Genomic DNA, 10,617 nt, shown 5'->3' with positions numbered 1-10,617 from the left:
GAGGGGGAGGCGGCGGTGATCGCGCGCGTACGCGCCGGTGAGCGGGAGGCGTACGCGGAGCTGGTGCGCCCGCACGCGGACGTCGCGCACCGCACCGCCGTGCTGCTCGGCGCGGGCGCCGACGCGGAGGACGTGGTGCAGGTCTCGTTCGTCAAGGCGTACCGCGCGCTCGCGACCTTCCAGGAGGGGGCCGCCTTCCGGCCGTGGCTGCTGCGAATCGTCGCCAACGAGGCGAGGAACGCCGGGCGGGCGGCGCGCCGTCTGCGGTCGGCGGTGGAGCGCAACGCCGCGCTGGAGGCCCTGCCCCTCGCGGAGGACGACCCGGAGTCGCTGGCGGTGTCGCGGGAACGCCGGGCGGAGCTGCTGTCCGCCGTGCGGGCGCTGAGCGAGCCGCACCGGATGGTGGTCACCTGCCGCTATCTGCTGGACCTGGACGAGGAGGAGACGGCGACGGTGCTCGGCTGGCCGCGTGGCACGGTGAAGTCCCGGCTGCACCGGGCCCTGGCCCGGCTGCGGGCGGGGCTCGGCGAGCCGGTGCTGTCCAGCCCGTGCGACGACGGGGGGCGGCGCCCATGACCGACCGTCTCCCGGAGGAGCTGCGCGAGGTGGGCCGGCGGCTGGAGATCCCGGCGCCGTCGCCCGACTCCGTCGCCGAGCAGGTGCTGGCCCGGCTGCTGGCCGAGGCGGTGCCGGCCCCCGTCGTGACCGCCCGCGCCCCCGCCCCCGGCCGCGGCGCCCGGGCGCGCGCGTGGGCCGCCGCGCGCTGGCGTGCCCTGACAGCGGCGCTGTGCGGGCTGCTGGTGGTGCTCGTACTCACCCCGCCGGTGCGGGCCGCGGTCGCGGACTGGTTCGGCTTCGGCGGCGTCGTCGTGCACCGGGACCCCTCCGCCCGCCCGGGCACGGGCGCCCCGCCGCCGGTGCGGGGTGACGCGCCGCTGGACGGGGCGTACGTGCCGGCCGAGCTGGGCGAACCGGACGGGGTGTCGGTGGTCGACGGGGGGCGGGTGCTGTCGATGAGCTGGCGGGTGGACGGGCGCACGGTACGACTCGACCAGTTCCGGGCCACGATCGACGTGGTCTTCCTCAAGACGGTCGGCGACGCGGTCGAATGGGTCGATCTGGGCAGCGGGAACGACTACGGGGTGTGGTTCGCCGAGCCCCACTACGTCCGGCTCGTCGACCCCGACGGCCGTGCCCGCCGCGAGCCTCCCCGGACGGCCGGACCCACCCTGGTCTGGCAGCGCGGGCAGACGACGCTGCGCCTGGAGGGCGTCCCGGACCTGGCACGCGCGGTCACCGTCGCGAAGTCCGCCCGGCCGCGTTAGGGCCCTTCTCCGCGCGTCTGTTCCCGTCCCTTTTTTCCCGGGGACGGGAACCTGGCGGGCCCGGGCGGTGTAACAGGGGCAGGACCGAGCGAGAGGGGGACCGGATGCGGATCAGAAGGATCGTCAGCTGGGCCGGAGTCACCGTCACGGCGCTCGCCGCCGTGATCGGCGGGTCGGGCCCGGCGGCCGCGGGCGGGCCGACCAGTGTGATGCTGGTCGCTCCGGGCAGTGGCAAGGCCGCGGGAATCTACGCCAGTTCACCCGACTACCAGGAACTGGACCAGTCCATCGGGAACGGCCCGAAGGAGGGTCCGCCGGACTCGCTGTCGGACGTGATGAACGACCACCACCGCCAGGTCACCCTGACGTGGCTGATCCACGACGTGTCGGTCTGGAAGGTGGACTACGTGTACCCGGACGGTCCCGGCGGTGCCTGGGTCCACACCCGCACGGTGACAGACACGGGTCTGCCGGAGCAGGGTGTGTGGCACAAGGCGGCGCAGCCGGAGAAGCTCGACCGCCTGCTCGGCCGGCTGGGCCTCATGGGGTCCGACAAGGGCCTCGGCATCAGCGCCCCGGACTACCCGCTCGGCCCGGACGGCGCCACGTCCGTCCAGGAGACCGCGGCGGCCGCACCGGATGACCCCGCCACCGCCCCGCAGGCCACGGCGGCCGGGGACGGCGGCGGAGCGGACGGCTGGTGGCTGTCCCTGCCCGGGCTCGGCGTCGGCCTGCTCGTCGGTGGCGCCGGCACCTTCCTCGTCCTGCGCCGGATATCCCGGCACACGCCCGGGGAGGGGCCCCGGCAGGAGCTCGTCGACGCCTGACGCGACGGGGGTGCGGGCCACGCCGGCACGCACCCCGCGCGGGCGGGTCAGCTCAGGTCGATCCCGGGGTAGAGCGGGAAGCCGGCCAGCAGGTCCGCCGCGCGCTGCGCGATCTCGTCGGAGACCTTCGCGTCCAGCACGTGCTGCGCCTTGGAGGGCTTGCCGGCCGAGGTGACGCCCGCCGTCGTGGCCGTGAGCACCCGGTCGATCAGCCCGGCGATCTCGTCCATCTCACCCGTGCCGAGGCCGCGCGTGGTCAGCGCGGGGGTGCCGATGCGGATGCCGGAGGTGTACCAGGCCCCGTTGGGGTCCTGGGGGATGGAGTTGCGGTTGGTGACGATGCCCGAGTCCAGCAGTGCGGCCTCGGCCTGCCGGCCGGTGATCCCGTAGGAGGACTCGACGTCGATCAGGACGAGGTGGTTGTCCGTGCCGCCGGTCACCAGCGTGGCACCGCGCCGCAGCAGCCCCTCGGCCAGGGCCCGGGAGTTGTCCACGATGCGCCGCGCGTAGGTGTGGAATTCGGGGCGGCGGGCCTCCGCCAGGGCCACCGCCTTGGCGGCCATCACGTGCGGCAGCGGGCCGCCGAGCACCATGGGGCAACCGCGGTCGACCTGCTCGGCGAGCGAGGAGTCGCACAGCACCATGCCGCCGCGCGGGCCGCGCAGCGACTTGTGCGTGGTGGTGGTGACGATCTGCGCGTGCGGCACGGGGTCGAAGTCACCGGTGAGGACCTTGCCGGCGACCAGGCCCGCGAAGTGCGCCATGTCGACCATCAGCGTGGCGCCCACCTCGTCGGCGATCTCCCGCATGATCCGGAAGTTCACCAGCCGCGGGTAGGCCGAATAGCCCGCCACGATGATCAGCGGCCGGAACTCGCGGGCGGTCTTGCGCAGGGCCTCGTAGTCCAGCAGGCCCGTGGCGGGGTCGGTGCCATAGCTGCGCTGGTCGAACATCTTCCCCGAGATGTTGGGCCGGAAGCCGTGCGTGAGGTGGCCGCCCGCGTCCAGGGACATGCCGAGCATGCGCTGGTCGCCGAGCTCGTGGCGCAGCCGCGCCCAGTCCTCCTCGCTCAGGTCGTTGACCTGGCGGGCCCCGGCCCGCTCCAGCGCGGGCGCCTCGACCCGGGCGGCGAGCACGGCCCAGAAGGCGACGAGGTTGGCGTCGATGCCGGAGTGCGGCTGGGCGTAGGCGTGCTGGGCGCCGAAGACCTCACGCGCGTGCTCGGCGGCGAGCGCCTCGACGGTGTCGACGTTGCGGCAGCCGGCGTAGAAGCGGCGCCCGACCGTGCCCTCGGCGTACTTGTCGCTGAACCAGTTGCCCATGGTCAGCAGCACGGCCGGGGAGGCGTAGTTCTCACTGGCGATGAGCTTGAGCGAGGCACGCTGGTCCTCGATCTCCTGGCCGATGGCATCGGCCACGCGCGGCTCGACACCCCTGATCACCTCAAGGGCACTGCGGAAGGCGGTGGATTCGGTGGAACCACTCGTCATGTCAGACCTCCTGCTGCACGGCACGGCATACGGGACGGCCCAGGCGCACGGCACACAGTTCACGGGCCGCTCCCCGATGGTCAATCCCATCCCAGCGCGCCAGTCACGACCCGTGGCCAGCCTAGCAACGCCCGTGGGGAAGCCGCCCGACGCGAGGTTTCTTCGCATCCGGGACGAGCGACGATAGAAAGGGGCCCCACCGGGCCCCAGCGCCACAACTCCCGACGTACCACGAACGGAGCACTCACGTGTCGACCGCCGCCGAGCACATCGCCGCCACCGAGGCGCACAGCGCCCACAACTACCACCCCCTCCCGGTCGTCGTCGCCTCCGCCGAAGGCGCCTGGGTGACGGACGTCGAGGGCCGTCGCTACCTCGACATGCTCGCCGGCTACTCGGCGCTGAACTTCGGGCACCGCAACGCCCGTCTCATCGAGGCCGCCAAGGCCCAGCTCGACCGTGTGACGCTCACCTCGCGGGCCTTCCACCACGACCGCTTCGCGCGCTTCTGCACGGAGCTGGCCGAGCTGTGCGGCATGGAGATGGTGCTGCCGATGAACACCGGCGCGGAGGCCGTCGAGACGGCGGTGAAGACGGCCCGCAAGTGGGGCTACCGGGTCAAGGGCGTGCCGGACGGCCAGGCCAAGATCGTCGTCGCCGCGGACAACTTCCACGGGCGGACGACCACCATCATCAGCTTCTCCACCGACCCCGAGGCCCGCGCGGACTTCGGCCCGTACACCCCCGGCTTCGAGGTCGTCCCGTACGGCGACCTGGCCGCGCTGGAGGCGGCACTGGACGACCGCACCGTGGCCGTGCTGATGGAGCCCATCCAGGGCGAGGCGGGGGTCCTCGTGCCGCCGGCCGGGTACTGGGCCGGCGTGCGCCGGCTCACCGAGGAGCGCGGGATCCTCTTCATCGCCGACGAGATCCAGTCGGGACTGGGCCGGACGGGCCGGACCTTCGCGTCGGAGCACGAGGGCGTCGTCCCGGACATGTACGTGCTGGGCAAGGCGCTCGGCGGTGGCGTCGTCCCCGTCTCGGCGGTCGTGTCCTCCGCGGAGGTGCTCGGGGTCTACCGGCCCGGCGAGCACGGCTCCACCTTCGGCGGCAACCCGCTGGCCTGCGCGGTGGCCCTGGAGGTCCTGGCGATGCTGCGCACCGGCGAGTACCAGCAGCGGGCCACCGAACTCGGCGACCACCTGCACCACGAGCTGGCACTGCTGACCGGCAGCGGCGCCGTCACGAAGGTCCGCGGCCGCGGTCTGTGGGCGGGCGTGGACATCGCCCCGGAGCACGGCACCGGCCGGCAGGTCTCCGAACGGCTCCTGGAGCGGGGTGTCCTGGTCAAGGACACCCACGGCTCCACGATCCGGCTCGCGCCGCCGCTGGTGATCTCCAAGGAGGACCTGGACTGGGGTCTCGACCAGCTGCGGGCCGTGCTGTCGGCCTGAGCCCCGGTAACCGGGGTCCGGGTCCGGCGGAGGGGTGTGCCCCGGCGGTCAGACGCCGTCGGGGCGGACCGCCGGGGACATCCGCGTCGTCACGCCGATGCGGTTCCAGGCGTTGATGGTGACGCACATGGCGATCAGCCGGGCCAGTTCCTCCTCGTCGAAGACCCGGGCGGCCTCGTCGTAGACCTCGTCCGGAACGCCACGCTCCCCGAGCCGGGTCACCGCCTCGCTCAGCGCCAGCGCGGCACGCTCACGCACGGTGAAGAACGGGGTCTCCCACCACACGGTGAGCCCGTTGAGCTTCTGCTCGGTCAGCCCGAGCTTGCGGGCGTCGTTCAGGTGCTGGTCCACGCAGTACGCACAGCCGTTGAGCTGCGAGGCGCGGGCCCTGACCAGTTCCCTGATCACGGGGTCCAGGCCGCCGGCCGCCGCCGCGTCCAGCGCGATCATCGCCTTGTAGAAGTCGGGGGCGGCCTTGCCGAGCACCATGCGCGGCGCGTGGGCGGGCACCAGGTCGTCCGGGCCGAGGTCGGACGGGGCACCGGCGGAAGTCGTGATCATCGTCATGCGACCCAACGTAGTGACGGGGTGGCCTCGGCCCGTGGTCCACTTGGAGCGTGAACGAGTGGGCCATTTCAGGGGTCGACCTCCATCTGGACCTCGCCGGCGGCACCGGTGCGCGCGCCGGGCTGGAGGACGCGCTGCGTGAGGCCGTGCGCGACGGCAGGCTCTCCCCCGGCACCCGGCTGCCGTCCTCCCGGACGCTCGCCAAGGACCTGGGCGTCGCCCGCAACACCGTCGCCGACGCCTACGGGCAGCTGGTGGCCGAGGGCTGGCTGACCGCCCGCCAGGGCTCCGGCACACGCGTCGGCGACGGCTGGCGCGCGGCCGCCCCGCGCCGCGGCGGCCACGCCCGCACCACCGCACCGCGACCGGAGCGCACCGCGGACCCCGCCGGCACCCCGGAACCGCCCGGCCCGCCACAGCCCCGGGAACAGGTCCCGTACGACCTGCGACCCGGCTCGCCCGACCTCGGCTCGTTCCCCCGCGCCGCGTGGTCCGCCGCCGCGCGCCGCGCCCTGGCGGCCGCGCCCAACGAGGCCCTCGGCTACACCGACCCCCGCGGCCGCCCCGAACTGCGCGAGGCCCTCGCGGCGTACCTGGGCCGGGTGCGCGGCGTGCGCACCACCGCGGAGCTCGTCGTGGTGTGCACGGGCTTCGTCCAGGCTGCCGGGCTGATCGGCCGTGCCCTGCGGACCCGGGGGGCCGGCAGCATCGCCGTCGAGGCGCTCGGCTACCCGCACACCGTGCGCATCCTGCGGAGGGCGGGGCTCACCACCGTCCCGCTGCCCGTCGACGACGACGGGGCGCAGGTCTCCCTCCTCGACGCCGGCGTCGACGCCGCGCTGCTCACGCCCGCGCACCAGTTCCCGTACGGCGCCCCGCTCTCCCCCGCGCGGCGCACGGCCGCGGTGGCCTGGGCCCGCGCCACCGGCGGCCTGGTCGTCGAGGACGACTACGACGGGGAGTTCCGCTACGACCGGCAGCCGGTCGGCGCCCTGCAGGGGCTCGCGCCCGAGCACGTCGTCTACGCCGGAACCGCCAGCAAGAGCCTCGCCCCCGGGCTGCGGCTGGCCTGGCTCGCCCTGCCGCCCGCCCTCGTGGAACCCGTGCTCGCCGAGAAGGTCCTCGCCGACCACCAGTCCCCCGTGCTCGACCAGCTGACCCTCGCCGAACTCATCGTCTCCGGCGGCTACGACCGCCACGTGCGCCGGATGCGGCTGCACTACCGCCGCCGCCGCGACCGCCTCGTCACCGCACTCGCCGCCCGCGCCCCCGCCGTGCGGGTGTCGGGCATCGCCGCCGGCCTCCACGCCGTACTGCGGCTGCCGCCCGGCACCTCGGCCGACGCGCTGGTCGCACGGGCGCGCGAGCACGGCCTCGCCCTGCAGAGCCTCGCCGACTTCGGCGGCACGGAGGGCGACGCGATCGTCGTCGGCTACGGCGCACCGCCCGAGCACGCCTTCTCCGGCTGCCTGGACGTCCTGTGCGCGCTCCTCGCCGCGCACACCGGCTGAGCACACGGAACGGCCCTCCGCCACACCCGTGCGGGGCGCGGCGGAGGGCCGGTCGTGGGACTCGGCGTCCCGGGCTCAGATGAGGCCGAGGCCGCGGACCGCGTCCCGCTCCTCCTCGAGCTCCTTGACCGAGGCGTCGATGCGCGCACGGGAGAACTCGTTGATGTCCAGGCCCTGGACGATCTCGAACTTGCCGTCCTTCGCGGTCACCGGGAAGGAGGAGATGAGGCCCTCCGGCACGCCGTAGGAACCGTCGGAGACGACACCGGCGGAGGTCCAGTCACCCTCGGCGGTGCCGTTGGTCCAGGTGAAGACGTGGTCGATCGCGGCGTTGGCGGCCGACGCGGCGGAGGACGCGCCACGGGCCGCGATGATCGCCGCACCGCGCTTGGCGACGGTGGGGATGAACTCCTCGGCCAGCCACTTCTCGTCGTTGACGGTCTCGGCGGCGTTCTTGCCGGCGACCTCGGCGTGGAAGATGTCCGGGTACTGCGTGGCGGAGTGGTTGCCCCAGATGGTGAGGCGGCGGATCTCGCTCACCGGCACGCCGGTCCTCTTCGACAGCTGCGAGATGGCGCGGTTGTGGTCCAGGCGGGTCATCGCGGTGAAACGGTCGGCCGGGACGTCCGGGGCCGAGGACTGCGCGATGAGCGCGTTGGTGTTCGCCGGGTTGCCGACGACGAGGACGCGGATGTCGTCCGCGGCGTGGTCGTTGATGGCCTTGCCCTGCGGGCCGAAGATGCCGCCGTTGGCCTCCAGCAGGTCGCCGCGCTCCATGCCGGCGGTGCGGGGGCGGGCGCCGACGAGCAGGCCCACGTTGGTGCCGTCGAAGGCGACGTTCGGGTCGTCGGAGATGTCGATGCCCTGGAGCAGCGGGAACGCGCAGTCGTCCAGCTCCATCGCGGTGCCCTCGGCGGCCTTGAGCGCCGGGGTGATCTCCAGCAGCCGCAGCTTCACCGGGACATCGGGGCCGAGCAGGTGGCCGGAGGCGATGCGGAAGAGCAGCGCGTAGCCGATCTGGCCGGCCGCTCCGGTTACGGTGACGTTGACGGGAGTGCGAGTCATTGCCTTCTCCTGGCCTTCTCCTGCTGGATCCCTTGCCGCCCCGGCAGCGTCCCTTGCCCCGGAACGGGGATCTCTCGGCGTCAAGAGACCCACGCCAGGCTATACCCGTGCCGTCGTGGCGGGTGCCACCCCCAGTGTGGCCCCGGTCACCGCCCCCGCGCAGCGGGGCCGGCGGCGGTCGTCAGCCCGGCGGGGGTGTGGCGCAGCCGTGGGGGCCGGTGGTGAGGGTGGCGCAGGCGCGGGCGGCGCCGGGGGTGCGGACGGCGAGCATCGGCGTGTACGCCGCGGGGTCCCGGCCGATGCGGCTGCGCTGGGAGCGGCGGGCCCCGCCGGCCTCCGTGACGCTGACCGTGTCGCCGGTGGCCCCGGCGGAGATGCGGGCCCAGGCGGCCGCGCAGACCCGGCTGTAGCGCATCTCGACGTACGCGCCGCCCACCCAGGCCGCTGCGGCCGTAAGGGCGTTGCCGCCGCCGCACCCCATGCCCTCCGGGTCCTTGCCGGTGCAGTCCTGGCCGGTGCACTTCACTCCCGCGGGCAGTCCGGCCGCCCGGGCGGTAGGGGACGGTCCGGGCCGCGCCCGGTCGTCGCCTCCCCCGCCGCCGGTCAGGAGGGTGGCGCCGACCACCGCCAGCACGACGGCCACGACGCCCACCACGAAGAGCACGGCCGGACGGCGCCTTACCCCTGAAGCGGGAACGGAATCAGAAGCCGAAGGGGCCGGGGCCGGACCCGGGGCCGGGCCGAACTCCCCGAGCGCGGCGCGGGCCTCCGCGATCCGGAGCGCCTCCATCGTCACGTCGTGCCGGCCCTCGGCACGGCTCCAGACCCGCTCCGTGACCTCCCACATCGTGGTGAAGTGCGCCGGGTCGGCCCCCGTCGCCTCCGCGAGCGCGACCACGGCGTAACGGGGTGGCAGCAGCCGGCCGTTGAGGTACCGCTCCCACGAACTCCTGCTGTACCCGGTCGCCTCGGCGAGCGCCGCGACGCTCAGGCCGCCGCGGTCGACCTGGCGCCGCAGTTGCTCGGTGAACTCCCGTACCCGCGGGTCCAGGTCATCGGCCAGTGGCCGCCAGCGGGCCATCTCCCGTTCCCCCTCTTGCTGTTGCCGTTCTGCCCCGGAAGGCTACCGTTGAAGATGCTTCGGGCGGCCCGTCCGGTTGCGCCCGTCATCCGATGCAGATGCCCAGGATGATCAGGCCCAGGCAGAGCCCCTTGCCGGAGCTGCGGCTCGGGGAGGGGGAGGGCGCCGCCGCCGGGGCGCTCGTCGCGGGCGGCGGTGCCTGGGTGGTGGGGGCGCCGCCACCGGGTGCCGCCGTCGTCGTCCCGCCCGTGCCGGGCGCCGTGTGCGGGCCCTTGCCCGGGGCGGAGGACACCCCGCCGGTCTCCGCCACCTGCGCCGCGGGCGTGCCGCCGTCCGGGGACATGGCGCCCGCGGTACGGGAGGCCCGCGCATCCCTCGCCTGCGCCGGGGGGACCGACCCGGGCCAGGAGGTGACGGCGGACCCGGCGGAGCCCGTGGCGGAGGGCGCGGGGCCGGCCGGCACGCTGGCCGTGGGGCGGGCCGCCAGCGGCGCATCGGCCCGCCCGGTCCCGTCGGTGGCCACCCCGCTCGCCACAAGCAGCGCGAACACCCCGCCCAGCACCAGCCCACCCGCGGCCGCCAGCAGGGCCTTGCGCCGTCGCCGCAGGGCGTGCCGGGGCATCCCCTCGACGGGGGCCAGCGGGTCGAGCGGGTCGGCGTACGGGAAGCCCTTCATGGTGTCGGTGACCCCGCGGTCGGCCAGCTCCCACAGGGCGATCAGCCGGTCGTAGTCGGCGCCGCTGAGCTGGCCCAGCACCTCGACCGCGTCACGCGGCGGGATCCGCACGCCGTTGAGGTACTGCTCCCAGGCCCCGGTGCTGCTCGCCGTGTGCGCGGCGAGCGCCGGGACGCTCAGTCCGCTGCGGTCCTTCATCCGGCGCAGGTGCACGGCGAGACGGCGCGCGCCACCGTCCAGTGTCTCGGGCAATGGCTCCCAGCGTGCCACCACGCACCCCCCGGCTCCGTCGGTCAACCCACGGTAGCGACGCACATACGCTCGATGCATGGAATCCGGAGAATCCTCACGCTCCCCGCGGGGTGACGAGTCCGGTCTCGTAGGCGAGGACGACCGCCTGGGCGCGGCTGCCGAGGTCGAGCTTGGACATCGTGCGGTTGAGGTGGGTCTTGACCGTCGCCTCGCTGATGAAGAGCAGGTCGGCGATCTCCGGGTTCGACAGGCCACGGGCGATCAGCCGCAGCACCTCCAGTTCCCGCGCGGTCAGCACCGCCAGTTCGGCGGGCGGTGCTGACCGCGCGGGAACTGGAGGTGCTGCGGCTGATCGCCCGTGGCCTGTCG

11 protein-coding genes and 1 riboswitch are annotated in these 10,617 nt (G+C 74.4%); of the genes, 5 read left to right on the top strand and 6 right to left on the bottom strand.

Translation table 11 applies throughout. The features are described 5' to 3' along the window. From PV350_RS39845 to PV350_RS39835, 3 genes are all read left to right on the top strand, one after another. A partial coding sequence (locus PV350_RS39845; protein WP_500338327.1) for an RNA polymerase sigma factor occupies nucleotides 1–576 on the top strand: 576 nt, incomplete at its 5' end. Continuing rightward, the gene (locus PV350_RS39840; RefSeq protein WP_500338326.1) at nucleotides 573–1,325 is read left to right on the top strand and encodes a hypothetical protein; all 753 of its coding nucleotides are present in this window, start codon (nucleotides 573–575) and stop codon (nucleotides 1,323–1,325) included. The genes PV350_RS39845 and PV350_RS39840, both read left to right, overlap by 4 nt. A gap of 104 nt (nucleotides 1,326–1,429) precedes the next feature. Further along, nucleotides 1,430–2,152 (top strand): hypothetical protein, encoded by a 723-nt coding sequence (locus tag PV350_RS39835; protein WP_500338325.1) that lies wholly within the window; start codon nucleotides 1,430–1,432, stop codon nucleotides 2,150–2,152. A gap of 47 nt (nucleotides 2,153–2,199) precedes the next feature. Here PV350_RS39835 and PV350_RS39830 read toward each other — a convergent pair whose 3' ends face one another. Beyond that, nucleotides 2,200–3,642: a glycine hydroxymethyltransferase gene (locus tag PV350_RS39830; RefSeq protein ID WP_499513534.1), complete on the bottom strand. Its 1,443-nt coding sequence runs from the start codon at nucleotides 3,640–3,642 to the stop codon at nucleotides 2,200–2,202. A gap of 30 nt (nucleotides 3,643–3,672) precedes the next feature. After that, nucleotides 3,673–3,759: riboswitch (ZMP/ZTP riboswitch) on the bottom strand. A 131-nt stretch (nucleotides 3,760–3,890) separates the two neighbouring features. Between PV350_RS39830 and rocD the strand changes: the two genes are divergently transcribed. Further along, nucleotides 3,891–5,096 (top strand): ornithine--oxo-acid transaminase, encoded by a 1,206-nt coding sequence (gene rocD, locus PV350_RS39825; RefSeq protein ID WP_499513533.1) that lies wholly within the window; start codon nucleotides 3,891–3,893, stop codon nucleotides 5,094–5,096. A gap of 48 nt (nucleotides 5,097–5,144) precedes the next feature. Here the strand turns inward: rocD and PV350_RS39820 are convergent, their stop codons facing one another. Beyond that, nucleotides 5,145–5,663 (bottom strand): carboxymuconolactone decarboxylase family protein, encoded by a 519-nt coding sequence (locus tag PV350_RS39820; protein ID WP_499513532.1) that lies wholly within the window; start codon nucleotides 5,661–5,663, stop codon nucleotides 5,145–5,147. Nucleotides 5,664–5,713: 50 nt separating this feature from the next. Between PV350_RS39820 and pdxR the strand changes: the two genes are divergently transcribed. Then, entirely contained in the window at nucleotides 5,714–7,174 is a 1,461-nt protein-coding gene (gene pdxR / locus PV350_RS39815; protein ID WP_500338323.1) for a MocR-like pyridoxine biosynthesis transcription factor PdxR, read from the top strand. Between the two features lie 75 nt (nucleotides 7,175–7,249). On the opposite strand, the gene PV350_RS39810 is transcribed toward pdxR, so the two are convergent. From PV350_RS39810 to PV350_RS39795, 4 genes are all read right to left on the bottom strand, one after another. Continuing rightward, nucleotides 7,250–8,239, bottom strand: coding sequence for a malate dehydrogenase (locus PV350_RS39810; RefSeq protein ID WP_499513530.1), 990 nt, complete (start codon nucleotides 8,237–8,239; stop codon nucleotides 7,250–7,252). Nucleotides 8,240–8,420: 181 nt separating this feature from the next. Then, a complete protein-coding gene (locus PV350_RS39805; protein WP_500338321.1) occupies nucleotides 8,421–9,320 on the bottom strand; it encodes a helix-turn-helix domain-containing protein in 900 nt (299 codons plus the stop codon). Nucleotides 9,321–9,405: 85 nt separating this feature from the next. Then, on the bottom strand, nucleotides 9,406–10,248 hold the full coding sequence (locus PV350_RS39800) for a helix-turn-helix domain-containing protein (protein ID WP_499513528.1): 843 nt from the start codon (nucleotides 10,246–10,248) through the stop codon (nucleotides 9,406–9,408). Between the two features lie 94 nt (nucleotides 10,249–10,342). Continuing rightward, a partial coding sequence (locus PV350_RS39795) for a response regulator transcription factor (RefSeq protein ID WP_500338319.1) occupies nucleotides 10,343–10,617 on the bottom strand: 275 nt, incomplete at its 5' end.

This window comes from Streptomyces sp. PA03-6a (assembly GCF_033792765.1).
Classification (GTDB): domain Bacteria; phylum Actinomycetota; class Actinomycetes; order Streptomycetales; family Streptomycetaceae; genus Actinacidiphila.
Note: the sequence above shows the minus strand (reverse complement) of the source record. Positions and strands in the feature narration are given on the sequence as shown.

Coding starts and splice junctions, on each gene's coding strand:
- PV350_RS39810 (WP_499513530.1), bottom strand. CDS start 8,239: ATGACTCGCACTCCCGTCAACGTCACCGTAACCGGAGCGGCCGGCCAG.
- PV350_RS39805 (WP_500338321.1), bottom strand. CDS start 9,320: ATGGCCCGCTGGCGGCCACTGGCCGATGACCTGGACCCGCGGGTACGG.
- PV350_RS39830 (WP_499513534.1), bottom strand. CDS start 3,642: ATGACGAGTGGTTCCACCGAATCCACCGCCTTCCGCAGTGCCCTTGAG.
- PV350_RS39840 (WP_500338326.1), top strand. CDS start 573: ATGACCGACCGTCTCCCGGAGGAGCTGCGCGAGGTGGGCCGGCGGCTG.
- PV350_RS39835 (WP_500338325.1), top strand. CDS start 1,430: ATGCGGATCAGAAGGATCGTCAGCTGGGCCGGAGTCACCGTCACGGCG.
- PV350_RS39820 (WP_499513532.1), bottom strand. CDS start 5,663: ATGACGATGATCACGACTTCCGCCGGTGCCCCGTCCGACCTCGGCCCG.